At 68.8% G+C, this 24,987-nt stretch carries 20 protein-coding genes; 10 read left to right on the top strand and 10 right to left on the bottom strand.

The window, feature by feature from the left end; translation table 11 throughout:
- The first annotated feature begins 121 nt into the window (after window positions 1-121).
- On the top strand, window positions 122-1,951 hold the full coding sequence (locus NDR87_RS07400; protein ID WP_251910350.1) for an ATP-binding protein: 1,830 nt from the start codon (window positions 122-124) through the stop codon (window positions 1,949-1,951).
- Complete coding sequence (locus NDR87_RS07395; RefSeq protein ID WP_251910349.1) at window positions 1,933-2,607, top strand: response regulator; 675 nt, start codon at window positions 1,933-1,935, stop codon at window positions 2,605-2,607. Before NDR87_RS07400 ends, NDR87_RS07395 begins: the two co-directional genes overlap by 19 nt.
- Window position 2,608: 1 nt before the next feature.
- On the opposite strand, the gene NDR87_RS07390 is transcribed toward NDR87_RS07395, so the two are convergent.
- From NDR87_RS07390 to NDR87_RS07380, 3 genes are read right to left on the bottom strand one after another with little or no spacing between them, the layout of a single operon-like run.
- Window positions 2,609-3,226: a class I SAM-dependent methyltransferase gene (locus NDR87_RS07390; RefSeq protein WP_251910348.1), complete on the bottom strand. Its 618-nt coding sequence runs from the start codon at window positions 3,224-3,226 to the stop codon at window positions 2,609-2,611.
- 18 nt (window positions 3,227-3,244) lie between these two features.
- Window positions 3,245-4,141 (bottom strand): phosphotransferase, encoded by an 897-nt coding sequence (locus NDR87_RS07385; protein ID WP_251910347.1) that lies wholly within the window; start codon window positions 4,139-4,141, stop codon window positions 3,245-3,247.
- Entirely contained in the window at window positions 4,126-5,340 is a 1,215-nt protein-coding gene (locus tag NDR87_RS07380; protein ID WP_251910346.1) for a helix-turn-helix transcriptional regulator, read from the bottom strand. Before NDR87_RS07380 ends, NDR87_RS07385 begins: the two co-directional genes overlap by 16 nt.
- Window positions 5,341-5,738: 398 nt before the next feature.
- On the opposite strand from NDR87_RS07380, the gene NDR87_RS07375 reads away from it, so the two are divergent.
- Both NDR87_RS07375 and treZ read left to right on the top strand, forming a co-directional pair.
- Complete coding sequence (locus NDR87_RS07375) at window positions 5,739-5,972, top strand: hypothetical protein (protein ID WP_251910344.1); 234 nt, start codon at window positions 5,739-5,741, stop codon at window positions 5,970-5,972.
- Window positions 5,969-7,717 (top strand): malto-oligosyltrehalose trehalohydrolase, encoded by a 1,749-nt coding sequence (gene treZ, locus NDR87_RS07370; RefSeq protein ID WP_251910343.1) that lies wholly within the window; start codon window positions 5,969-5,971, stop codon window positions 7,715-7,717. Before NDR87_RS07375 ends, treZ begins: the two co-directional genes overlap by 4 nt.
- Here treZ and NDR87_RS07365 read toward each other — a convergent pair.
- Window positions 7,689-9,089, bottom strand: a complete 1,401-nt coding sequence (locus NDR87_RS07365) for a S9 family peptidase (protein WP_251910341.1) — start codon at window positions 9,087-9,089, stop codon at window positions 7,689-7,691. The two genes, treZ and NDR87_RS07365, sit on opposite strands and share 29 nt — an antisense overlap.
- A 97-nt stretch (window positions 9,090-9,186) precedes the next feature.
- On the opposite strand from NDR87_RS07365, the gene NDR87_RS07360 reads away from it, so the two are divergent.
- The gene (locus tag NDR87_RS07360; RefSeq protein ID WP_251910340.1) at window positions 9,187-10,434 is read left to right on the top strand and encodes a serine hydrolase domain-containing protein; all 1,248 of its coding nucleotides are present in this window, start codon (window positions 9,187-9,189) and stop codon (window positions 10,432-10,434) included.
- A gap of 84 nt (window positions 10,435-10,518) precedes the next feature.
- Here the strand turns inward: NDR87_RS07360 and ilvA are convergent, their stop codons facing one another.
- Together ilvA and NDR87_RS07350 are read right to left on the bottom strand one after the other, a co-directional pair.
- Entirely contained in the window at window positions 10,519-11,874 is a 1,356-nt protein-coding gene (gene ilvA, locus NDR87_RS07355) for a threonine ammonia-lyase IlvA (RefSeq protein WP_251910338.1), read from the bottom strand.
- 96 nt (window positions 11,875-11,970) lie between these two features.
- Entirely contained in the window at window positions 11,971-12,405 is a 435-nt protein-coding gene (locus tag NDR87_RS07350) for a nitroreductase family deazaflavin-dependent oxidoreductase (protein WP_251910336.1), read from the bottom strand.
- Between the two features lie 97 nt (window positions 12,406-12,502).
- Between NDR87_RS07350 and NDR87_RS07345 the strand changes: the two genes are divergently transcribed.
- The 4 genes from NDR87_RS07345 (at window position 12,503) to NDR87_RS07330 (ending at window position 15,532) form a co-directional block, all read left to right on the top strand.
- The gene (locus NDR87_RS07345) at window positions 12,503-12,724 is read left to right on the top strand and encodes a hypothetical protein (protein ID WP_251910335.1); all 222 of its coding nucleotides are present in this window, start codon (window positions 12,503-12,505) and stop codon (window positions 12,722-12,724) included.
- Between the two features lie 69 nt (window positions 12,725-12,793).
- On the top strand, window positions 12,794-13,600 hold the full coding sequence (locus NDR87_RS07340; protein ID WP_251910334.1) for a methyltransferase domain-containing protein: 807 nt from the start codon (window positions 12,794-12,796) through the stop codon (window positions 13,598-13,600).
- A 262-nt stretch (window positions 13,601-13,862) separates the two neighbouring features.
- Window positions 13,863-14,873: a LacI family DNA-binding transcriptional regulator gene (locus NDR87_RS07335; protein ID WP_251910333.1), complete on the top strand. Its 1,011-nt coding sequence runs from the start codon at window positions 13,863-13,865 to the stop codon at window positions 14,871-14,873.
- Between the two features lie 50 nt (window positions 14,874-14,923).
- Window positions 14,924-15,532 (top strand): MspA family porin, encoded by a 609-nt coding sequence (locus NDR87_RS07330; RefSeq protein ID WP_251910332.1) that lies wholly within the window; start codon window positions 14,924-14,926, stop codon window positions 15,530-15,532.
- Between the two features lie 407 nt (window positions 15,533-15,939).
- Here NDR87_RS07330 and dnaE read toward each other — a convergent pair whose 3' ends face one another.
- The 3 genes from dnaE to NDR87_RS07315 all read right to left on the bottom strand — a co-directional run bounded on the left by dnaE (window position 15,940) and on the right by NDR87_RS07315 (window position 21,829).
- On the bottom strand, window positions 15,940-19,488 hold the full coding sequence (gene dnaE / locus NDR87_RS07325; protein ID WP_308212060.1) for a DNA polymerase III subunit alpha: 3,549 nt from the start codon (window positions 19,486-19,488) through the stop codon (window positions 15,940-15,942).
- A gap of 145 nt (window positions 19,489-19,633) precedes the next feature.
- The gene (locus tag NDR87_RS07320) at window positions 19,634-20,794 is read right to left on the bottom strand and encodes an AI-2E family transporter (protein ID WP_251910331.1); all 1,161 of its coding nucleotides are present in this window, start codon (window positions 20,792-20,794) and stop codon (window positions 19,634-19,636) included.
- Between the two features lie 12 nt (window positions 20,795-20,806).
- A complete protein-coding gene (locus NDR87_RS07315) occupies window positions 20,807-21,829 on the bottom strand; it encodes a triacylglycerol lipase (protein WP_251910329.1) in 1,023 nt (340 codons plus the stop codon).
- A 518-nt stretch (window positions 21,830-22,347) separates the two neighbouring features.
- Here NDR87_RS07315 and NDR87_RS07310 point away from each other — a divergent pair.
- Window positions 22,348-23,490, top strand: coding sequence for a DUF2235 domain-containing protein (locus tag NDR87_RS07310; protein WP_251910328.1), 1,143 nt, complete (start codon window positions 22,348-22,350; stop codon window positions 23,488-23,490).
- A 4-nt stretch (window positions 23,491-23,494) separates the two neighbouring features.
- On the opposite strand, the gene NDR87_RS07305 is transcribed toward NDR87_RS07310, so the two are convergent.
- Window positions 23,495-24,895 (bottom strand): S1 family peptidase, encoded by a 1,401-nt coding sequence (locus NDR87_RS07305; protein WP_251910327.1) that lies wholly within the window; start codon window positions 24,893-24,895, stop codon window positions 23,495-23,497.
- Window positions 24,896-24,987: the final 92 nt, after the last annotated feature.

Genomic DNA, 24,987 nt, shown 5'->3' with positions numbered 1-24,987 from the left:
ACAACCGCCGCTACCCGCAATGTTCGCGTTGTGCGCATTCTGCTCGAGGTCGATGGCACACGCCGCGCAACGCCGATGAGGCGTTGTGATCATTCCGGGCACGGTGATACAAAGTGTCGCGATGAAGGTGTTCGGCCGCGGTGTTCGGCTGCGGACCCAGATCGTGTTGCTGCAGGTCGTGCTGGTCGCGCTGACGCTGGGTATCGCGTTCGGCGTGTTCGCGTACGTCAGTCAGCAGCGGTTGTCCGGGGAGTACGGGCAGCGGGCGCTGGCGATCGCGCGCACCGTCGCGGCCGATCCGGAGGTGCGAGCCGAGGTGACTCGCTATTCGACGGCAATCAGTGTGGGACCCGAGCTGTCCGGTGAGCTGTCCGGGGGCCTGCTCGAGCGGCTGGCGGAGGCGACCCGCATTCGGACCGGCGCGTTGTACGTGGTGATCACCGACGACGCGGGCATTCGCCTGGCGCATCCGGAAATCTCGCGGTTGGGGCAGCCGGTCAGCACCGATCCGTCGGCGGCGCTGGGCGGCGCGGAGGTGGTGATCCAGGAGCGGGGCACCCTCGGCGAATCCGTGCGGGCGAAAGTGCCGGTGCTGCAACCGGACAACGAGCGGGTGGTGGGCGAGGTGAGCGTCGGCATCTCCACCCGGGCGGTGCACGAGCAGCTGCTGCGCGATCTGGCCCGGGCCGCGTGGTTCGCCGCGGTCGCACTGCTGGCCGGGGTGGCCGGATCGCTGCTGCTGGCCCGCCGCTGGCACGGGCTGACCCTCGGGCTCGAACCGGCGGAGCTGGCCGAACTGGTGCGCGAGCAGGACGCGGTGCTGCACGGCATCGGGGAGGGTGTCGTCGCGGTCGACAATCGCTGGCGCACCACCGTTGTCAACGACGAGGCGCGCCGACTGCTCGGCCTTGGCGATGCGGGCGGGCGCCCGGTCGACCAGATCGGCCTCACCCCACGGGTTCTGGAGGTGTTTCGGGCCGCCGACGGGCAGCCGGTGCCCGCCGCGGTCGGCGATCGACTGGTGATCCTCACCGCCCGCACGGTCAGCCGGGACGGGCGGCCGCTGGGTGCGGTGCTGAGCGTGCGCGACCGCACCGACGTGGAATCGCTGACCCGCCAACTCGATGCCGTCCGCTCGCTGAGCACCGTGTTGCGCGCCCAGCGCCACGAATTCGCCAATCGCCTGCACCTGCTCAGCGGCCTGCTGCACGGTGGCCGCCCCGAGGAGGCCTCGCAGTACATCGACGAACTGCTCGGCTCCGGCCCGCTCGGCGCGGCCCTGCCCGGCATGGACGCGATCCGCGATCCGTATCTGCAGGCCTTCCTCGCCGCCAAGGCCGCCCACGCGCGGGAGAGCAATGTCCGGCTGTGCCTGGGGCCGAATACCTGGGTCGACGCCAATCTGGTTGCGCCGGTGGAGGTTACGACCGTACTGGGTAATCTGATCGACAATGCCATCGAGGCCGCGCGTACGGGCTCGGACGCGGCCGGCCGCGGCATCGGCGGGGCCGCCGCCGGCGAGGGCGATGCGGATGCCGAATGGGCGCGCCATCCCGTCATGGGTGGGCCCGCGCCGAGCGGTGACGGAAACGACGGCGCGGTCGAGGGATCGGGAATCGATGCGGCGGGCGACGAGCGGCAGGTGGAGGTCGAGCTGGTGCAGGAGCGGTCGACACTGCATATCGCGGTGGCCGACAGTGGGCCGGGGGTATCGCCGGAGTTGGCGGAATCCGTTTTCACCGAAGGGGTTTCGACGAAGGCGGACAACGAGGTCCCGGGTGGGCGCGGGGTAGGGTTGGCGTTGTCGCGGCAGGTGGCGCGGGCGCTGGGTGGTGATGTGGTGCTGGCGCACCCCGGGGGCCGGGCGACCGTACCGGGCGGTGCGGAGTTCATCGCGCGGTTGCCGGGGGTGCTGGTGGAGGGAGAGACGGTGTGGGCGCAGTCGATTTGACCGTGCTGGTGGTGGACGACGATTTCCGGGTGGCGAATCTGCATGCCGGAATCGTCTCGGCGGTAACGGGTTTCGCGGTGGGCGCGGTGGTGAATTCGCTGTCGGCGGCGCGGTCGGCGATCGCGGGGGCGCGGTTCGATCTGGCGCTGATCGATGTCTATCTGCCCGACGGCTCCGGCATCGATCTGGTGCGCGAGATTCGGTTCGACGCCATGATGCTGACGGCCGCGACCGAGGCCGACACCGTCCGCTCCGCCCTGGCCGCCGGGGCCCTGGCGTATCTGGTGAAACCCTTCGACCACTCGGTGCTGGCCACCCGGCTGGGCGGCTACGCCCGCTACCGCCGCCTGCTCTCGGCCTCGGTGGTGACCGCGCGCGATATCGATGCCGCCGTCGAGGCGCTGCGCCCCTCCGGTGTGCCGGGCACGGCCGTCGCGCCCGCCTCACCCACCAAAGACCTTGTCCGGCAAGCGGTTCTGGCCTCGACGGCCCCGATGTCGGCCGCGGAGGTCTCCGCGGTCACCGGCGTCTCCCGTGCCACGGCCCAGCGCTATCTGGCCAACCTGGTCGCCACCGGCGCGCTGCGCATGCAGCTGCGCTACGGCAGCACCGGCCGCCCGGAACAGGAGTACTCGGCGGTGCCGCCGCGGCCCTGACTCAGGGTGAGACGGCCACGCCGAGCGCCTGCGCGGCAAGGAACTTCGGGGCGGGGGGCTCGTAGAACCGCTCCCACTCCCGGATCTCGAAACCGGCGCTCTCCAGCAGCGCGCGGATGTCGCGGTCGAGGTGGCAGCCGCCGAACAGGGTCTTCTGGACCGGGTCGAGGCGGTGCTGCCACTTCTGGACGTCGGTGTCGGGGGCGAGGCCGTGTTCGACGAAATGCAGTGTGCCGCCCGGGATCAGCACCCGGCGCAGCTCGCGCAGGGCGGCGTCGACGTCCGGAATCGTGCACAGCGTCCAGGTCGACAGGGCGCTGTCGAAGCTGTCGTCCGGGAACGGCAGCGACTGGCCGTCCAGGCCCGCGCGCTCGACCGGGACCGGGGCATGCGCCAGCCGCCGGGCCGCGAGCCGCCAGCCCAGATCGGCCGGTTCGACCGCGCTGACCGACGCCACGGTCGTCGGATAGAACGGCACATTGCGCCCGGATCCGAAACCGATCTCGACGACCCGCCCGCTCAGCCCGGCGCACACCCGCTGCCGCTTGTCGTCGTTCTGCGCGATACCGCACGTCACGTCGACGATCCGCGGAAGCACCTGATCGCTGTAGATACCCACGGCTCCCACTCTGGCACCTCAGGCCACCGCATGCCACCGGGCGTCGGAGCTGCGCGGATCGCGCAGGCTGCACATCCGGTGGCGCAATTCCGCCGCGGCGGCGAGATCGCCGGACTCGGCCCGGCGGATGTAGGAGCTGAGCGTGTGCAGGTCGCGGATCTGGCGCAGCACCTCGAAGCCGTCCCAGTCGCGCACGTCCCAGCCGTAGGCCAGGCCGAACGCGTGCAGTTCGGTCGCGCAGTGCCCGAAGCGGACGCCGCCCTGATAGATATTGACCAGATCCAGCTCGCGCGGCGCGAGGGCGGACTCGTCCCAGTCGCCCAGCAGCGCCCGATCTCGGTCCCACAGGGTGTTGCCCGGATACGCGTCACCGTGCACCATGCCCACGCCCAGATGCGAGTCCAGCTCGTCGTAGCGCTCGACGAGCAGGGCGCGGCGTTCGTCCAGCCAGCGCCGATCGGATTCGGGCAGGCTGCGCGGCCGCGCGTCGAGCGCCTGCGCCAGCCCGGCCAGGGGCCGGTAGGTCGGCAGCTCGAACGGCGGATCGGTCAGCCCGTGCAGATCGCGCAGGATCGCGCCGAGTTCACGCGCGGGCGGCCGGGCCCGGGTGGGCTGGGGATAGTGCCGCCAGAACGTGACGATCGCCCCGTGGGTTTCGATCACGTCGTCGAGCGCCGGTTCGGTGACCGCCAGCCCCTGATCGGCGAGCCAGCGGGTGATCGCGACCGAGGCCCGGGCGCGCAGCCCGTCGTTGCCGGAGTCGCTGATTCGGATCACCACCGCCTCGCGCTCGAGGACGTAGACGATATTGGAGTGCGCGTGTAGCAGCCGGGCGGCGCGGGGGTCGAGACCCACACGACGGCAGGCGGATTCGAGCGTGGGACCGGCGGGCCGGTCGGTCAGTGCATGGTCCATGTCTCGGGAGTTCTGAAGGAGGAGATTTCGTCACGGAGTCGGCGGCCGGTCCCGGACTGGCCGCGCAGGTGGGCGTCCACCTGCCGCAGTCCCTCGACGACCGGATGGATGCGTTGCCCGGGTGGCAACGCCAGCACGGGGTTGAGGACCTCGCTCGCGCCGTCGAGCGAGCCGCGCGCGATTCGGGCGATCGCCACATCGACCCGGGCCAATGCCTCGTCGCCGTAGCTGCGTTCGTGGCTGGGACCGGACTGGTAGGTGGTGATGGCCTGGTCGGCCCACCGCTCGGCCTCGTCGAAGTCGCCGATGAGGCGGAAGGCGCTGCCCGCGTAGTAGGCGGCCTTGGTCATCGAGAAGCGCAGCACCCCACCGAATTCGGTGATGTCGTCGGTATCGCAGGACGGCTCGGCGGCCGCCATGGCCCGGCCCACGGCCGCCCGGGCCTCCTCGGCGCGGCCGAGCCGGGCCGCGCAGCGGGCCTCGAGTGCCGCCAGCCGGACGCGCTGTTCGCCGGGTGGTGCGACGAATGCGCCCTGACGGGCGAATTCGATGGCGCGCGCGGGATTTCCGCTCCACTCGGCGATCAGCGCCTTCGCCCCGGCCGCCCAGGCCAGCAGCGCCGTGTGCTGGGACCGCTCGGCGAGCCGTTCGGCCGCCAGGGCGTGCTGCATCGCCGCCACCGAGTTGCCGAGGTTGTCGGTCACCTGGGCCAGCAACACGATCGCCACGCCACCGAGGAACATCAGCTCCCGCGCGCGGGCGGGAGGCGGGCTGCGCCGCAGCAGTTGCCAGACCTGATCGCGCAGCAACTGCAGGTCGACGAACAGCGGCTGCGGCGGTGCGTGGACGTAGCTGGTGGCGATGCGGGTGAGCTCGTAGTAGAGACTGTCGACCGAAAGTTGATCGGCCGCACCGTCGGTCGCCCAGTCGGCGAACGCCAGGGAGCGCGCGGCCGCCGCGCTGATGCCATCGGCAGCGAACGCGCCGCATTCACCCGCCAGGGCCACCAGCGAGCCGCCCGCGTTCAGTTCGGCGTCGAGATCCTGGGCGATCTTGAGCGGCGGTCTGCGTAGTCCGTTCTCGATCCGCGACAGCGCCCCCGCGTCGTACCTGATGCTCTTGGCCAGGCCGCGCAGTGACCTGTTCTGTTGCAGGCGCAACCGCCGCAACTCGCCCCCGAATGCCTGCCAGTCGTTCATACCGCCAACAATCCGTTTGAGTACAACAACTTTCATCGACTTGTTGCGCAGTCCGGCAACTACTGGCAACAACGCAACGCTACCGCATAACGCACATCTGCAAGAACAATTGCACGTGCATCCGGTGTGAAAAGTTGGTCTCGATTCGTGGCGACCGAGCGGTCGGTGACCGGGATGTACCGAATGCCCAAGATTAGCGGAGGCAAGAGGCGGTTCACGATGGAAACATCGGAAGATACTGGCGCGCAGGGCGTTTCGATCGCTCCCGCGCAGCGTTGCGGGCGACCTCGGCTGGATACGCGGTTACGCCGATTCGTGAAGATCTCCGCCTTCTGCGCGGGGGCCAACCAGGGTCGGCGCGCGGCGCGCCGGTCGCGGGTCCGGCACGTGGAGCGGCCGTGAGCAGGCATATCCGGCGGGCCCGGCCGCTCACGGCGAATGCCGCACATCTGATCTGGCAGGCCCACCGCGGCTGTGATGTGAGCAGTTGCCCGCAGAAGGCCGCGGCGCTGGTGGTGCTGGTGGAGGCGGGGAAGGTGCGGCTGGACAGCTCGCGGCTGTCCTATCTCGAACAGCTCGAGGCGGTTCTCGAGCCCAGACGCGGACAGCGGGGTGCCATGCTGGGACCGTGACCTTGTTCGAGGTATGGGCGCCGCGGGCGCGGCGCGTTCGGGTCGACGTCGACGGCGCCGTGCACGCCCTGGCGGCGGATGCGGGCGGGTGGTGGCGGGCCGAACTTCCCGCCGCCGACGGCGCGCGGTACGGATTCCTGCTCGACGACGATCCGGCCGTGCTGCCCGATCCGCGCTCGCCGCGGCAGCCGGACGGGGTGCACGGCCGTTCGGCGGTGCACGCGCTCGATGTCGGCCGGTGGAGCGATTCCGGTTGGACCGGGCGACCGCTGGCCGGGTCGGTGCTCTACGAACTACACATCGGCACGTTCACGCCGGAGGGCACCTTCGATGCGGCGGTCGGGCGGCTCGACCACCTGGTGGAACTCGGCGTCACCACGGTCGAGGTGATGCCGGTCAACGCGTTCAACGGCGTGCACAACTGGGGTTACGACGGCGTGCTGTGGTACGCGGTGCACGAGCCCTACGGTGGGCCGGACGGATTGCAGCGGTTCGTGGACGCCTGCCATGCGCGCGGATTGGCGGTGGCGCTGGATGTCGTCTACAACCACCTCGGACCGTCCGGCAACTATCTGCCCCGGTTCGGCCCGTATCTGAGCGAGGGCCGGAATACCTGGGGGCAGAGCGTGAATCTGGACGGCCCGGGGTCGGACGAGGTGCGGCGGTTCGTCATCGGCAATGCGCTGCGTTGGTTCGAACAGTTCCACATCGACGCGCTGCGGCTGGACGCGGTGCACGCGCTGGCCGATCAGCGGGCGATCCATCTACTCGAGGAGCTGGCGGTCGCCACCGACAGCCTCGCGGCGCGGCTGCGGCGGCCGCTGACGCTGATCGCGGAGAGCGATCTCAACGATCCGCGGTTGATCACGCCCCGGGCCGCCGGTGGGTACGGGCTGAGCGGGCAGTGGAACGACGATCTGCATCATGCCGTGCACACCGCAGTCTCGGGTGAAAGGCAGGGTTACTACGCGGATTTCGGTTCGATGCACTGTCTGGCGCATACCTTGCGGAGCGGATTCTTCCATGCCGCAACGTATTCCAGCTTTCGCGGGCGGATTCACGGACGGCCCTTGGATACCCGGGTGATTCCGGGTAGCGCCTTGCTCGCCTACACCTGCAATCACGATCAGATCGGTAATCGGGCGCTCGGGGATCGGCCCTCCGCGTATCTGAGCGCGGGGCAGCTGGCGGTGAAGGCGGCGTTGGTGTTGCTGTCGGCGTATACGCCGATGCTGTTCATGGGGGAGGAGTGGGGCGCGCGAACGCCGTTCCAGTTCTTCACCTCCCATCCCGAACCGGAGTTGGCGGCAGCCGTCGCGCAGGGGCGCAGGGAGGAATTCGCCGCGCACGGGTGGCCCGCGGGGGAGGTGCCCGATCCGCAGGATCCGGCGACCTTCGAACGGTCGCGGCTGGATTGGTCGGAGTTGTCGCGGCCCGAACACGCGCGGCTGCTGGGGTGTTATCGGGCGTTGCTGGCGTTGCGACGGGGGCATGCCGATCTCGCCGATCCGTGGCTGGCTCGAGTGGGGGTGGAGTTCGACGAGGCGCAGCGGTGGATCGTCGTACGGCGCAACAGAATTCTTCTGGCCTGCAATCTCTCCGAGACTCCCGTCGTGGTGCCGTGCGCCGGGAAGGTATTGCTGGCGTGGGACGAGGTCGAGCAGAACGTCACGGGCACAACGCTTCCGGGGCATTGCTTCGCGGTATTGGAGACGGTCAGCGAGCCGGCGGGATCCGCGTGGTGAGCCAGGCGGCGACGTAGTCCAGAACCTCGGGGGCGACGGTCGTTTCGATCCTCGGGTACTCGTCCATCAGGCCCGTTCCGGCCGGTTGCATCAGGTGGTTGAGGCCGTCGAAGACGTGGATGTCGGCATCCGGGTTGGCGGCCAGGTATCGGCGGGCCAGGGGTTCGCTCTGGCGGGGCGGGACCTGGAGATCCTTGGACCCGTAGAAGGCGAGTACCGGCATGCGCAGGGCCTGCAGGGCGGGAGCGGGGTCGTGGCCGATGAACGAGGCGAAGTACGGGGAGGTGTAGAAGTCGATCGCTTCGGAGGGGAGCTGTTCCTCGGCCGGTGTGGCGATGTTGTGGTCGACGAGGAATTGCCGGGTCTGATACGCGTCGCCGCCGCGAACCAGCGGGACGAGGGTGCTCACCAGTTCGATCTGTTCGCGCTTCTCCTGCGGGCTCGCGCCGCGCGCGGCCAGGATGCGCCAGTTCTGTTCGATGAGGACATCGCCGCCCGGTGCGGCCGGTCCGGCCATCATGATCACGAATGCCACGCCGCTGTCGGGGCGGGCGGCGGCCAGCGGAGCGAGATAGCCACCCTCGCTGTGGCCGAACAGGCCGATGCGGGCGCGGTCGATGTCCGGGCGGGTGCGCAGGAAATCGATTCCGGCGACGATGTCGTTGGTCAGGTCGAGGTAGCTGGCGTGGTCGAGTTTGCCGCCGGTGCCGCCCACGCCGCGGTCGTCGGTGCGCAGCACGGCGTAGCCCGCCCTGGTGAGGGCGTCGGCGATGAGCAGGAACGGCTTGTGCGCGAACAGTTCCTCGTTGCGGTCCTGGGGGCCGCTGCCGCTGATCAGCACGACCGCGGGGGCTGGGCCGGGGGCGTTCGGGAGGGTCAGCGTGCCCGCGATGGTGAGGTGGCCGCTGCGATAGGTCACCTCCTCGGCGCGATAGGGCCACGGTGGTTTCGGTTCCTGCGGGCGCGGTGGTGCGGTGACCTTGCCGCGGGTCATGGTGAGGGGCCAGTGCTGGCCGGATTGGCGGAATTCGCCGGTGATGGTGTCGGCGGTGCGGTCGTGGCGGCCCTGGAAGGTGGGCAGGCCGGGGATGTCGGGGAGGGTGAAGGTGAGGTTGTCCGGGTCGGTGCTGGTCTGGACGGTGGGCTTGTCGATGATGCCCTGTTCGGGGATCGAGACGGTGATGCGGTCGGCGGCGATGGTCACGCCGAGGGGCAGTTCGCGATTCGGAAGGGGGAGTCGTCCGGTCCAGTCGCCGATCGGGGCCTGATGCGGGGCGGGCGCGGGGATCGCCCGGGGCGGTTCGGCCCGCGAGCAGCCTGCCACCAGGGCCACGAGGAATACGACGATGGCTACCGATCGCAACGATCCCATAACCCAGCCTAGCCGTGGCGGGGCCGTTGCTTCAGGAAAATCACCGGTCGGTCAATATCATTGCCGACCGCTATTGTTCGCCAGTACCGTGGTTTTCGTGAGCAACGAGGCTTTTTCCTCCGGTGGCGCGAAGTTGCCCGCCGGGGTCGGCGGGTATGCGGCCGCCGAATTCGAGCCACTGGTGCGGGCTTTCGCCCGGCTGGTGGGCAATCGGCGCGGGGCCGGTGGGGCGCTGTCGGTGCATCGGCACGGCGAGCCGCTGGTGGAGATCTGGACCGGTCAGGCGGCGCCGGGGGTGCCGTGGACCCGCGATACCGGCAGCATCGTGTTCTCGGCGACGAAAGGCATTGCGGCGACGGTGATTCACCGGCTCGCCGATCGCGGGCTGATCGAGTACGACGCGCCGGTGGCGCACTACTGGCCGGAGTTCGGTGCGGCCGGTAAGGACCGAATCACGGTGCGGCAGTTGCTCACTCACCGTGCCGGACTGTCCGGGCTGGGACCCATCGCGGCCGGGCTGGACGATGTGCTCGACCACCGGCTGATGGAGCAGCGGCTGGCGGCGGCGAAACCCGATCGGCTGCTGGGGGTTCCGACCTATCATGCGCTGACCTTCGGATGGCTGCTGTCCGGGCTGGCGCGCGCGGTCACCGGGCGGGGCATGGGTGAGCTGATCCGCTCCGAGGTTGCCGAGCCGCTGGGGATCGACGGGATGTATCTGGGCCGTCCGCCCGTGGGCGCGCCCACGACGGTCGCCGCGCTGTCGGGTTCGCGGCTGGCCGTGGCCGGTTCGGCGCTCGGGGCGCTGTTCCTCGGTCGGGCCTCCGGCATCCCCGGCGCGGCCGGAGCCGCGACCCGGGCCCTGTTCCTGCCCGGCCTGGAGGCCATGCTCGAGGGCGACGAACCGCCCATCCTGGCCACCGAACTGGCCGCGGGTAACGGCGTCTGCACCGCCCACGCGCTGGCCACCCTGTACGGCGCCCTGGCCACGGGCAGCACCCCCGACGGCCGCCGCTACCTCTCCGCCCGCACCACCCGCGCCCTGCGCAAGGTGGAGAGCTACCACCTCGACCACGCCCTGTTCTATCTCCCGATGCTGTGGCACCTCGGCTACCACTCCCTCCCGGTCCCCGGCGCCCACAACGGCTTCGGTCACATCGGCCTGGGCGGCTCCTTCGGCTGGTCCGACCCCCACACCGCCCTCTCCGTCGGCTACGTCCACAACCGCCTCACCCTCAACAAATTCGCCTGGGACCAACTGGCCGCCAGCTGGGTCCTCCCCTTGGCCGTCCGCAACGCCCACGCCCTCCGCCGCTCCACCCCCGCCCTCGACCGCGCAGCGTAGCCCCGCCCTCGCTTCGCTCGGGCGGGGAATGCGGGGTGCCGGGCGGGTGTCTACTACTGGTCACCCGCCCGATGCGGCCGGGGGTCAGGTCAGATAGCGGTAGGCCGGGGAGTCGGGGTCGAGGCGCTCGCATTGGATCGGGGAATCGTGCATGCGCTTGAGTAGGGGCTCCAGGCCTTCGGGGGCGCCCAGTTCGATGCCGACCAGGGCGGCGCCGGTTTCGCGGTTGTTGCGTTTGACGTATTCGAAGAGGGTGACGTCGTCCTCGGGGCCGAGGACCTCGTCGAGGAAGCGGCGCAGGGCACCGGGTTCCTGTGGGAAGTCGACCAGGAAGTAGTGCTTGAGGCCCTGGTGGACCAGGGAGCGCTCGATGATCTCGCCGTAGCGGGAGACGTCGTTGTTGCCGCCGGAGACCAGACATACCACCGTCGCACCGGGCTCGACGCGGACGTCGCCGAGGGCGGCCACCGCGAGCGCACCGGCGGGTTCGGCGATGATGCCCTCGTTCTGGTAGAGCTCGAGCATCGTCGTGCAGATCGCGCCCTCGTCGACCAGGGCGATGCGGAAAGACCCCGCGCCCCGGGGAGATTCGGTCGCGGTCAGCAGCGGCAGCGAGGCGTGCGAGATCACCCGGCCGCCGAATTTGGCGACCGTCGCGTACGGCAGATCGCCGACCCGACGCACCGCCGCACCGTCCACGAACGGATCGATCTCGGGCAGTGTCACCGGCCCACCGGCCACCAGGGCGGCGGTCATCGAGGCCGCCCCCGAGGGCTCGACGCCGAGAATCGCCGTGCCGGGCGCACGTTCGCGCAGATAGGTCCCGATCCCGGCCAGGCAGCCCCCGCCACCGACCGGCACGATCACCAGATCGGGTGCGGCGCCGAGCTGTTCGAGGATTTCCGCGGCGATGGTGCCCTGCCCGGCGGCGGTGCGTGGATCGTCGAACGGGGGCACCGTCGTCGCACCCGTGCGGGCGACATCGTCGGCGGCCGCGGCGGCCGCGGCGTCGTAGGTGTCGCCGGTCGCGATCAACTGCACGAATTCGCCGCCGTGCGCGCGGATGCGATCGCGCTTCTGCTTCGGGGTGGTGGTCGGAACGTAGATGCGGCCCTTGATGCCCATCGCCCGGCAGGCGAAGGCCACACCCTGGGCGTGGTTGCCCGCGCTGGCGGTCACCACGCCCGCGGCGCGTTCGGCGGGGGTGAGCTGGACGATCAGGTTGTAGGCGCCGCGCAGCTTGTAGGAGCGCACCGAGGTGAGATCCTCGCGCTTGACGTAGACGTTCGCACCGGTCAGCGCCGACAGCCGCTCCACCCGCTGTAGGGGAGTCGGCTGAATGATGTCCGAAATTCGCTCGGCGGCAGCATCGATCTCGTCCGCGCTCAGCTGGGGCAGCGGACCGGATACTTTCTCTGCGACATCAAGCGGGTTGGACATTCAGACATGCTATCCGGGGGCGGCGCGACCCCCTCGTCCCGCTCGGCGAGTTCGCCCGGTGCACCACCCGTGTCGGCACCGGGCGAACCCGCGACCTCAGCGGGGAGTGAGGACGAAGACCGGGATCTGGCGGTCGGTCTTCTTCTGGTACTCGGCGTAATCGGGCCACGCCTCCACGGCCCGCTTCCACCACAGCTCCTTTTCCTCGCCGAACACCTCGCGCGCGTCGTAGTCCTTCACCACGTCGCGATCGCGCAGTTCGACATGCGGGTGCGCCTTGATGTTGTAGTACCAAACCGGGTTCTTCGGCGCGCCGCCCAGCGAGGCGACCACGGCGTATTCGCCGTCGTACTCGACCCGCATCAGCGCGGACTTGCGCAGCTTGCCGGTCTTGGCGCCCTTGGTGGTGAGCAGAACGATCGGCCTGCCCTTGATGGTGCCGGCCTCGGCGCCGTTGCTCGCCTCGTACTTCTCGGCCTGTTCGCGGGCCCAGTCGGATGTGCTGGGTTCGTACTCTCCGGTGAGTGGCATGCTTCGGACAATTCCCAGCAACCCCAGATGTATTCCCGATGCGCTTCACCTCGAAAGTTCGACTCACCGAACTTGACAATCCGAGTACCCTGACAGAATGACAGCGGTCAACCCCACCCCGCGCGCGGCGAGCGTCGACATCGCCGGTTCGGCGTGGCCCGTATACAAGCTCGAGGCGCTGGCCCTCGCGCTGCTGACCTGCCTCGTTCTCGTTCTGGTCACCGGCTCCCCGCAGGTGGCCGTGCTCGCGGCCGCCGCGGTCGCGGCCCTGCGCTGGGTCATAGCCGTCGGGCGAGAAAAGTGGCAGCTGTCACGTTGAAAAATCCGTAGGTCAGCGCCAATCGTAGGGTCGGTCCGAAATAGCTCCGAAACTGCGAGGCGAACACCCATGTCCGATAGCGCGCACGCCCTGTCGTTCCACGAAAGCACCGAGCTCGAGCGGCTCGAGGAACAGGTGTGGCTGCTGGACGTGCAGGATCGTGTGCCGGGCATTCGCCAGCTGCGCGAGTGGTCGCGTACGGCGCTGGCGCTGCGGCCCGGCGAGCGCGTGCTCGACGTGGGCAGCGGCACCGGCACCGAGGTGCTGGCCGCGGCCGAGCAGGTCGGCCCGACCGGCGAATCGGTCGGCGTGGATCCCAATCCCGGCATGATCGAACTCGCGACCGCGCGGGCGGCCGGAACCGCGGGCGTGCGCTTCGTCACCGGCTCGGTGTATCGGCTGCCGTTTCCCGACGCCTCCTTCGACGCCATCCGCTGTGAGCGGGTCTATCAGCACCTCGACGATCCGCGGCTGGCGACGGCCGAGATCGTGCGGGTGCTGCGGCCGGGCGGGCGGGTGGTGCTCATCGACACCGACTGGTACACCGCGATCGTGCACCCGGCCGATCCGGTGATCCTGCGCGCACTGCACGACCACATGCTGGCCGGAATCCCCAACCCCGCCGCGGGGCGGCGACTACGCGGTCAGCTCGCCACCGCGGGTTGTGCCGTCGACCGGACCACGGCCGTGGCCGGTGTCTGGGAACCTCACCAGTTCCGCCCCCCGTACGCCGAACTGGCCCGGCGCGCCGAGGCCGCGGGTGCGATCGGCCCGGCCCAGCGCGAGCAGTTCCTCGCCGATCTGGACGCCGGCGTCGCCGCCGACGACTACCACGTCTCGGTCACCCTCACCGCGGTACTCGCGCACAAGCCGTAAATCCCTGCGGCCCAACGCCCGTCGCGCCGCTTCCGCGCCGATTGCCGTCCAGTTCCAGGACGCTTCGATGCGCCGACGATGACCCCCGATGCCACGGCGGCCATCGCCTCGACGGTCCCGATCCTCGCCCACACCCGGCGGCTGCCATGGTGCGAGCGGCATGTGTGCCGATGCACAAGCCATGTGGTGCCGCGCATTTACCCGCCCCGTCGTGCTGGAAAGCTAACCTGGGAGCCGGATCGGGCGGGCCGGAAGGTGGCATGTGACGGACAGACAGCGGCCAGCGGTGATGACCGACGTCGCCAAGCTGGCGGGGGTTTCGCATCAGACCGTGTCGCGGGTGCTCAACGGTAGCCCGCAGGTGCGGCCGGAGACGCGCGAACGGGTGCTGGCCGCCGTGGCCGAGTTGGGGTATCGGCCGAACGCGATGGCTCGGGGGCTGGTGAGCCGACGGTCCAAGGTGCTGGGCGTGGTCACCTTCGACACCATTCTCTACGGTCCGGCCTGCATGCTGCTGGGGATCGAAAGGGCCGCGCGCGCAGCGGGTTACGGCGTCGGCATCGTCACGCTGGAGCGGGTGGATCGCGACGGGGTGCTGGCGGCGGTGCATACGCTCACCGATCAGGGTGTGGACGGGGTGATCGTGATCGCGCCGCAGGAGGCCGCGGCGACCGCGTTGCACAGCCTGCCGACCCCGCTCCCGGCGGTGGTGGTGGAGGCGGGTCCGGAAGTGGGCCTGCCGTCGGTGTCGGTGGATCAGCTCGAGGGCAGTCGGCTCGCGGTGCGCCATCTGCTCGACCTCGGGCACGAGACCGTTTGGCATCTGGCCGGACCGGACGGATTCTGGGAGGCGCGCGACCGCCGCGCGGGCTGGCGGCGCACGCTCGCCGCAGCGGGTGCGCCCGAGCCGCCCGTGGCCGTCGGGGACTGGAGTGCGCGCTCGGGCTACGAGGCCGGACGCGTCCTGGCCGAGAATCCGGACGTCACGGCCGTTTTCGTCGCCAACGATCAGATGGCGCTCGGGCTGCTGCGGGCCTTCGCCGAACGCGGCATCCGGGTGCCCGAACAGGTGTCGGTGGTGGGCTTCGACGACATTCCCGAGGCCGCCTATCTGACACCCGCGCTGACCACCGTGCGCCAGGACTTCGACGAGGTCGGCAGGCGCAGCATGCGATTGCTGCTGCGCCTGCTCGAATCCGCCGACCCGAATGCGGAGCCAGCGCCGGTGACGCCGACGCTGGTGGTGCGGGAAAGCTCGACAACCCCGCGTTAGACCGCGTGTCCGCCCTGGGGAGATAGCCGTCGGCTACTACAGTTTCGATCATGACGTCCGCTCTGTGGAGGGTCTGTGCGATCGCCGTCGGTGCCGTCGTCTGGTGTGGGCCGACCGCACGGGCGGAGGTCGAGCAACTCACCCCGCATGAGAAGACCATGGGCTCGGCCTTCGGCAGCTTCACCGTCGGCAGCCGGTTCGAGACCATCAACCGGATCCCGCCGCTGAACCTCATGGGCAGCACCCGCGAGGCGCTGCTGAGCGGCATCTCCTACGGCCGCATCGACGGCCAGGCCATCGGCATCCTCAAGACCGGCTACCACGTCGGCTGCGCGGTCAATATCGGCGGCGGCAATATCGGCACCACCCCGCAGATCACCGTCACCAGCCCCGGCAGCCAGAGCGGCCTGCCCCAGGTCCAGGTCCAGGCCCAGCCGATCATCAGCCTGAGCCTGGCCCCCGGCGAGGTCAAAGAGGTCCCCCTCGGCGAGAAGGAAATGGCCCCCGGCCGCACCGTCCAGATCGTGATCCGCGACTTCCACCTCACCGTCAACCAGTGCAGCGGCCCGGTCACCCTGCGCCACTACGCCTACGTCTACACCCGCTCCCAGGACGTGGACGACAGCGGCGCCGTCTTCGGCGACCCGACCTGGCTCTGACCCGCGCCATCCCCGCGCGCCAGCGTCAACCCACGGCATACTGCCGCCCCACCACGAGTTGACCGTACCCCCGTCCTATCCAGCGGGTTTCATTCGAAATGAAACCCTCACTGGATGTTCCGAGCCCCAGAATTGGCTACCTTCAACACAATTCGTAATGGCTGGGATTGGGGTCACGGAAGCGGGAGGGCCGATGGGTGCGCTGTCCGTCGTGATCTCGGTGCTGCTCATCGCCGCCGTGCTGGCGGCATGCTGGTGGCTGGTGCACGACGGTGAATCCGATGGTGTCCCCGCGCCACTATCGTTCGACACCGATCACGACACGGTTCGTGCCGTGCTGGCGCTGCCCTGGAACGGCAGCGCGGTCGAATGGCGTATCGACCGGACCGACTACCCGACAGAGCTTTTCAGCCCGCCAGACACCCCGGACCCAGCAGCGCCTTCAGGTCTCCCATCAGGGCCGACGACGGCGAGACCCGCAGGCTGTCGTCGAGTTTGAGGAGGGTGGTTTTTTCGCGGGCGCCGATGTGGCGGATGTGGACGTCGGCGGGGCCGGGGTGGGAGCGGAGGACGCGTTTGAGGGCGTCGACCTTGTCGGGGGTGCACAGGCGGGTGGGCATGGTGACGGCGAGGGGTTTTTCCATGCCGATGGCGGAGAGGTCGGGGACGACCAGGTCGTTGGCGATCAGCGAGATTCGGTCGTCGCGGGCGGAGACGCGGGCCTTGACCAGGACGACGGCGTCCTCGACCACGTCCATGCCGTAGACAGAGTAGGCCTGCGGGAAGAACAGGACCTCGATGCCACCGGAGAGGTCCTCCAATTGGGCCGACGCCCAGGGCATTCCGTTCTTGTTGATGCGGCGGGTGACCGAGGCGAGGATGCCGCCGACGGTCACCTGGGCGCCGTCCTGCAGGTTGCCTTCGAGGATGTTCGGGATCTGAGTGTCGGCCTGGGCGGCGAGCACGTGGGCGACGCCGTCGAGCGGATGGCCGGAGACGTACAGGCCCAGCATCTCCCGTTCCAGCGCGAGCTTGTGCTTGGTGTCCCATTCCTCGTCGGGCACCTTCACATTGAAGACCGAGGCCATCGACTCGTCGCTGTCGTCGAGCCCGCCGAACAGGTCGAACTGGCCCATCGCCTCGGCCTTCTTGGTGGCCATCACCGCGTCGATCGCATCGGAGTGCACCAGCAGCAGGCCCTTGCGCGGATGGCCGAGCGAATCGAACGCACCGGCCTTGATCAGCGATTCGGTGACCTTCTTGGTGCAGGCGATCGCGTCGATCTTGTTCAGATAGTCGGAGAAGTCGGTGAACTTCGACTTCTCCTTGCGCGCGGCGATGATCGAGGCCACCACGTTCGCGCCGACATTGCGCACCGCGCCCATGCCGAAGCGGATGTCGTTGCCCACGGAGGCGAAGTTGTGCTCGGACTCGTTCACATCCGGCGGCAACACCTGGATGTTGAGGCGGCGGCAATCGGCCAGATACACCGCGGCCTTGTCCTTGTCGTCGCCGACCGAGGTCAGCAGCGCCGCCATGTATTCGGCCTTGTAGTTGGCCTTGAGATAGGCGGTCCAGAACGACACCAGGCCGTAGCCCGCGGCATGCGATTTGTTGAACGCGTATCCGGCGAAGGGGAGAATCGTGTCCCACAGCGCCTTGATAGCGGGCTTGGAGAAGCCGTTCTCCAGCATGCCCTTTTCGAAGCCCTCGAATTCGGCCTCGAGCACCTCGGCCTTCTTCTTACCCATGGCGCGGCGCAGAATGTCTGCTCGGCCGAGCGAGTACCCGGCCACCTTCTGCGCGATCTGCATGATCTGCTCCTGGTACACGATCAACCCGTAGGTATCGGCCAGGATGTCGCGCAGGGGCTCTTCGAGCTCCGGATGGATGGGCTTGACCTCTTGCCGCCCGTTCTTGCGGTCGGCGTAGTCGTTGTGGGCGTTCATGCCCATCGGGCCCGGGCGGTACAGCGCGAGCACCGCGACGATGTCCTCGAAGCCGGTGGGCTGCATGCGTCGCAGCAGATCTCGCATGGCGCCACCGTCGAGCTGGAACACACCGAGGGTGTCGCCGCGCGCGAGCAGCTCGTAGGTCGCCGGATCGTCCAGCGGCAGATTGTCCATGTCGAGATCGATGCCGCGGTTGGCCTTGATGTTCTCCAGGGCGTCACCGATCACGGTGAGGTTGCGCAGCCCCAGGAAGTCCATCTTCAGCAGGCCGATGGCCTCGCAGGACGGATAGTCCCAGCCGGTGATGATCGCGCCGTCCTGCGGCCGCTTCCAGACCGGGATCGCGTCGGTGAGCGGCTCGCTGGACATGATGACCGCGCAGGCGTGCACGCCGGCGTTGCGGATCAGACCCTCGAGACCGCGCGCGGTCTCGTAGATCTTGGCGACGTCCGGGTTGGTGTTGATCAGCTCCCGGACCTCGGCGGCCTCCTTGTACCGCTCGTGCTCGGGATCCATGATGCCCGACAGCGGAATGTCCTTGGCCATGATCGGCGGCGGCAGCGCCTTGGAGATCTGGTCGGCGATGGCGAAACCGGGCTGGCCGAACTGGACGCGGGCCGAATCCTTCAGCGCCGCCTTGGTTTTAATGGTGCCGAAGGTGATCACCTGGGCGACCTTGTCGCTGCCCCACTTCTCGGTGGCGTAGCGCACCATCTCACCGCGGCGGCGATCGTCGAAGTCGATATCGATATCGGGCATCGACACGCGCTCGGGATTGAGGAAGCGCTCGAACAGCAGACCGTGCGGAATCGGGTCGATATTGGTGATGCCCATGGCGTAGGCGACCAGCGAACCGGCCGCCGAACCACGGCCCGGGCCGACATTGATGCCGACCGAGCGGGCGTAGCCGATCAGGTCGCCGACGACGAGGAAGTAGGCCGGGAAGCCCATCTGGATGATGACGTCGAGTTCGTAGTCGGCGCGGCGGGCGTACTCGTCGGGCACGCCGCCCGGGAATCGACGCTCGAGGCCGCGGAAGACCTCCTTGCGTAGCCAGGTCGCCTGGGTCTCGCCCTCGGGCACCGGGAAGACCGGCATCCGGTCGCGGTGCGCCCAGACCTCCTCGTAGGACTGCACCCGCTCGCCGATGAGCACCGTATTGTCGCAGGCCCCAGGGACTTCCGCGTCCCAGATGGCGCGCATCTCCGCCGCCGACTTGAGGTAGTAGCCGGAGCCGTCGAACTTGAACCGGGTCGGATCCGACAGCGTCTTGCCGGTCTGCACGCACAGCAGCGCCTCGTGGTTGGCGGAGTCGGACTCGTGCACATAGTGGCAGTCGTTCGTGGCCAGCGGCGGAATGCCGAGTTTGCGGCCGACCTCGAGCAGGCCCTCGCGCACCCGGCGCTCGATGGACAGTCCGTGGTCCATGATCTCGAGGAAGAAGTTGTCCTTGCCGAAGATCTCCTGCCACTTGGCGGCGGCCTCGAGGGCCTCGCGCTCGTGGCCCAGGCGCAGCCGGGTCTGCACCTCGCCCGAGGGGCAGCCGGTGGTGGCGATGATGCCCTCGGCGTACTCGGCGATGATCTCGGCGTCCATTCGCGCCCACTTACCCAGCTGACCCTCGATGGAGGCCAGCGAGGAGAGCTTGAACAGGTTACGCAGCCCGGTCGCGTTCTCGGCGACCATGGTCATATGGGTGTAGGCACCCGAACCGGAGACGTCGTCGCTCTTCTGCGACGGATCGCCCCACAGCACGCGCTTGGTGTTGAACCGGGACTCCGGCGCGATGTAGGCCTCGATGCCGATGATCGGCTTGATGCCCTGCTTCTTGGCGGAGTTGTAGAACTCCGAGGCGCCGTACATATTGCCGTGGTCGGTCATGCCGACCGCCGTCATCCCCAGCCGTTCCGCCTCCTTGAACAGGGGCGTGATCTTCGCCGCGCCGTCGAGCATCGAATACTCGGTGTGGTTGTGAAGATGGACGAAGGATCCCGAGGCTGACACGCCATCGGATTCTAGAGGCACCCACCGACGAAAACGGTCTTGCCGGGGCGCGACTCGCCGAGGCGGCACATGGTATATGTCACGTGCCTGGTCAGGGGCTCAACAAGATCGGCGTGTCGCGATTCTGCGTGTCCTGGAATCGATCTCACGGCGCCTGCTCCGATTCGGTGCTGGTGATGATCTTGTCCTCCGGTTCGGGCTCGGGCTCCGGGGGCGTGGTGACCACATCGATCTGCTCGCCGATGTAGCGGATGACCACGGCCGCCACCGCTGCGACCGGCACGGCCAGGAACGCGCCGACGATGCCGTAGAGCGAGCCCCCGGCGGTCACCGCCAGCAGGACCACCACCGCGTGCAGCTTCATGCTGCGGCTCTGCAGCACCGGCTGCAGCACATTTCCCTCGAGCTGCTGGACGGCGATGATGATGGCGAGCACGATCAGCGCGGTGGTGAGGCCCTTGCCCACCAAGGCGACCAGCACCGCCAGCGCCCCGGCCACGAACGCGCCGACCATCGGCACGAAACCGCCGATGAAGGTGATCACCGCCAGCACCATCGCCAGCGGGACGCCCAGAATCACCAGGCCCGCGCCGATGAAGACCGCGTCGATCAGGCTCACCACGGCCTGGGTGCGAATGAATCCGCCGAGCGTGGCCCAGACCCGGTTCAGCACCTCCTCGACGTGCTGCGCGCCGCGGCGGCCGAACAGCGCCTGCATCCACGGCACGAAGCGCGGGCCGTCCTTGACGAAGAAGAACGTCAGGATCAGGACCAGGAACAGCGTGACGATCGCGCTGGTCGCCGCGCTCACGCCGGTGAACACGCCGGAGGCGATCCGGGTCGCGCTCGACTGCAGCCGGGACACGATCGCGTCCTTCGCCGAATTCAGTTGCTCGTCACGGATGTTCAGCGGCGGGCCGTGCAGCCAGTCGGTCACCCGGTTGATGCCGTCGGTCGCGCTGTCGGCGAGTTGGGGCACCTGATCCACCACCGAGGGCACGATCACGGCCACGACTCCGGCCAGTACGCCGATGAAGCCCAGCATGGTGAGCCCGGCAGCGGCGGCGGGCGGCAGTCCCCGCCGGGTGAGCCACCGGGTCGGGGGCCACAGCACGGTCGCGATGACGATGGCCAGCAGCACCGGCAGCACCGCGACCCACAGCTTGGCGAGCAGGTTTCCGATGACCCACGCGCCCGCCGCGATGGCGACGATGCACAGCGACCACTTGGCCATCCAGAACAGTCCGTTGCCGATCACCGTCCCGCGATCGGCCGTGCCTGTTTCGCCCGTCTGCCGCTCAGTCACGGCCCCAGTCTGTCAGAGCAGCCAGGGATTGGCCGTGCACACGAGGTTCGGATACCCCGCCGGATCGAGCGCGTGCAGTGCGATGGACACCGCGCGCGGGGAGTAGAGCATCGAATTGTGGTCGGAGGTGTCGAGCGGGCAGCCGTCCTGCAGGGTGGTGTTGTGCACGGTCGCACCCGGTCCCGCGGTGAGGAAGGTGCGAGTCGACGGGGTGGACACCTCGTCGAGGGTGTCGGCGACGATCGTGTAGTCGACGCCGGGCTCGGTGTCACCGCCCGCGTTGAGCCGGGTGAGCACCGGTGAGCCGATCAATTGCTGGATGCCCGCGTGGCCGATGAGGTCCTCGGTCGGCGCGGTGATGTCGGTTCCGGTGCGCGCCTTGATGATTCCGAGCAGATTGCCCAGACCCGACATCGTCGTGCCGTGATTGGTCGCGCCGTAGGTGATCAGATGACGGACCTTGTTGCGAGCCGGATCGGCCGGATTCGCGCCGCCGTCGAATTTCAGATACTGCCGGGCGACGACACCGCCCTGGGAATGGCCGATCAGATCGACCTGGGCGGTGCCGGTGGCCGCCAGCACGCGATTCACGAAGGCCGCCAACTGTTTCGCCGAATCCTCGATATAGCCGGTGGCCCCGATGGTCGGCTGCACGAGTCCGTCACCCGGATTGTCGGCGCGGCCGTAATTGAAGGTGAATACGCAGTATCCGGCCTTGGCCAGCTGCGGTGACATATAGGAATACGCGCCGAACGCGCTGGCCCAGGTGCCGGGTACCAGCACCACGGGGCGTGGATGGGCGGCATCGGGCCTGCAGTGCCAATTGTTGGAACCCTGCGGCGCCACATCGGGATTGGCGAGGCCGTAGCCGAAGGCGACCGCCTCGTCGGTGAATATCGGCCCGTAGCCGATGGTATCGGAGGAATGCGAGCCGGAGGCGGCGAATGCGGTCCCGGTCACCGGGCCGAGGACGACGGCGGCGGCCGCGGCGAGGATCACCGCGGCGCGGGGCCTGCGGCGTACAGCTTTTCTCATGGTGTTGCCTTCGAAAACGTGCGCAGAGCGATTACTTCAAACTGGTCGGCCGTCCAGTTCAAGCGAGATTAGCGTCCGAATGGAAGTAATTTGCCGTGAGTGTGCTCACCGGGTGATTGTCGCTTGAAGCGATGGTCGATGCGCGCGCGTGGTCATGTGGCGGACGGTACTTCTCGGCGCGGCCGTTTCCGCGCGGCAACGCTGTGCGCTGCGCTTGCGCTCCGGTAGCCGGTGCTCCGGATTCATGTCCGCGCCGACGCGGCTGTCGCCCGGTTCACATCCGGTGTCAGGACGCGTCGACGGCCCGGCGTCGCCGGAGTCCACGGCGTGCCGCTGCGTCGAGCAACAGACGCGGCGAAGACGGTCGGAGTGCCACCGCCCGGGGAACATATCCGCGACAATGGCAGTGACTTCGTGAGGAATCGGTGCGTCCATTAACGCTCGGGTACCACCGGCCCGATGATTCGGGTAGTCGGGTACGCAAGCCGCGGGACGCACGGGGCGGGAGGATTTTCCCCATGAAACGACTGGTGGTCTGTTGCGACGGTACGTGGGGCGCCGAGAGCAATCCCACGGTGTCGAACATCGTCAAAATCGCCGAATCGGTCCGGATGCGCCACATCGGGCCGACCGGCAAGGTGGTGGGGCAGCGCGTCTTCTATGTCGACGGTCCCGGTTCCCGCGGCTATCTGGCCGACAAGGTGCTGGGCGGTGCGTTCGGGCTCGGCCTCGACGCCAATCTGTCGACCATGTACTGGCAGCTCGCGCTGAACTGGGAGCCGGGCGACGAGATCTACATCTTCGGCTTCAGCCGCGGCGCCTACACCGCCCGCAGCCTGGCGGGCATGATCAACCGCCTGGGGCTGCTGACCGCCGACGCCATGATCGATCGGAAATATCCGCAGGCACTGCGAATCTATCGGCAGCGCAAGGCGAATCCCGACGCTCCCGATCCGGCCGAGTGGGTGCGTTTCCGTGAGGAGAACTGCCACCATCCGGTGCCGATCAAATTCCTCGGCGTCTTCGACACCGTCGGCGCGATGGGCGTGCCGATCGTGACCTCGTGGCGCTACCGCTTCCACGACGTGCGGCTCTCGCCGCAGGTGGAATGCGCCCGCCAGGCCCTCGCGATCAACGAGCGCCGCCGCATCTTCGCGCCCTGCCTGTGGGAGGTCACCGACGACGAGCAGCGCAATCCCGAGCGGGTCAAGCAGGTGTGGTTCAAGGGTGTGCACACCGATATCGGCGGCGGCTACCCCGACAGCAGGCTGTCGGACATCACGCTGCGCTGGATGGTGGACGAGGCCGAGCGGCAGGGCCTGACCTTCGATCGGCATCGGCTCGAGCAGTTGATCGCCCGCGCTCCCGGCTTCGACAACGCGGTGACACCGCACAATTCACTGACCGTCGCCTACCGGGTGCTGAATACGCTCGGCAAGCTGGTCCGCCCGCGCAACCGCCGGTTCTACGCCGACTCCTGGCGTCGGCTCGGCGATCCCGCGCAGCAGGTGTATCTGTCGCCCACGGCCCAGCCGTGCACGGAATTCTGCCCGCCGAACGTGCTGCGCTGGGAGCGTGAGCTGGCCGGCTCGCTTCCCTACGAGCCGGCCACTCCCGTCGGCAGCACCGAAACCAAACTGCCGCAGGCGATTACGGCCTGAGCCGTCAGCTGGTCCGCACCTTCAAGCCCTGGGCGTCCAGCACGGGCTTGAGGGGCTGGCCGATCAGCAGCGGAATGAAGCCGCAGCCGTCGGACGGCGAGGTGGGATCCATGGCGACGGCGCTGGTGATGCCGACGGCCTTGGTGCCGGAGAAGATCGGGCCGCCGCTGTCACCGTGCTGGCCGCAGACATTGGCGGCGAACATGTGCTCGAGTTTGGTCGGGTTCGGATCCTCGGGGCGCTGTTTGACGTTCAGTTCCAGATCGACGTCGATGACCTGCCCGCAGGTGTAGCCGGTGCGCATGCCCGCCTTACAGACGATGCCCCCGACGACCGGATCCATCGCGCCGTCGATGCGGATGTCCTCCCCGGTCGGGGGCGGTCCGGCCGAACCCTCGGTGCTGCTGGTCGGCAGGTGCAGTCCGAGTCCCGAACCGGTGGACATCGGGCCCGGTACCGTCACGCGCCGGGTGGTGATGAGGTTGTTGCGGAAGCGGGCCGCCGCATCGTCGCTGATGCGGATGACCGCGAAGTCCTGCGGGCCCAGATTCGACGATTCGAAGTAGCCGAGGTCCGCGCCGCGCCGCTTGTCGTGAGCGTCGAAGGGCGTTTCGTAGATGTGCCGCGGCTCCTTCGACCGGCTGGCCGGGTCGAGCAGGTTGTCCGGATTGCAGTGTCCCGCCGAGATGTTCAGGGTGCGACCGGCCTTGTCGGTGGCATTGAATCCGAACGAGCACTTGCCGGTCTTGCCGTCGAATTCGAAGGCGTAGGGCTGACCGCCGACCACCGCCGTGACGGCATCGTCGCCCGTGGCGGGCTGCAGCGGAATCGTCCCGCTGTAGGGCTGGATCACCGGGACCTTGCCGGTGACGGCGCGGATGCGGCCCGCCTCGCTGGGCAGCGTCGTGCCCTCGGCCACCCGCACGGTGAGACTGTTGTGTGCCACGTCGACGCCGTAGCCGACCACCGCATCGGCGATCGAGCGGGGCTGGCGGGCCAGCCACTGTTCGAAGGCGGTGCGCCGACCGCGCAGTGTGGCCTCGCTGTCGGCGACCGTTTCCACCACGAAGCCCGCCGCCGCGGCGGCCTTGCGGGCCGACTCGGCGCTGACCCCCTCGGCCAGGGCGACGATGCCGCGGTCGCCGTCCATGCGGACCCCGGCGAAGGCGTTCGGATGCGCGATGCGTGCGGTGTGGGCGAATTCGGTGAGCCGCTCGGCGGTCCGGATGCGGTCGAGATATTGCTGGGCCCCGATCTTCAGGTCCCGCTGCAGCGCCGCGACCAAATCCGCGGGAAGGTCCGGTACCGGCGGAGCCGTCGAGGCCGGGGCGGCGAGCGACCCGATCACGGTGACTGCGGCGCACCAGCCGAGTGCCATCCGACGTGCGCGGGAACCGAACTCCATCGAGCTGCCTCCTGACGAAACGCGATGATCGTGCGGATGCAGCCGATGATGCTATGTCTCACCAGTCACAAAAGGGACCGTGTGGTCCTACA

Origin of the sequence: Nocardia sp. CDC159, assembly GCF_023740735.1 — a bacterium.
Taxonomy (GTDB): Bacteria; Actinomycetota; Actinomycetes; order Mycobacteriales; family Mycobacteriaceae; genus Nocardia; species Nocardia pulmonis.
Note: the sequence above shows the minus strand (reverse complement) of the source record. Positions and strands in the feature narration are given on the sequence as shown.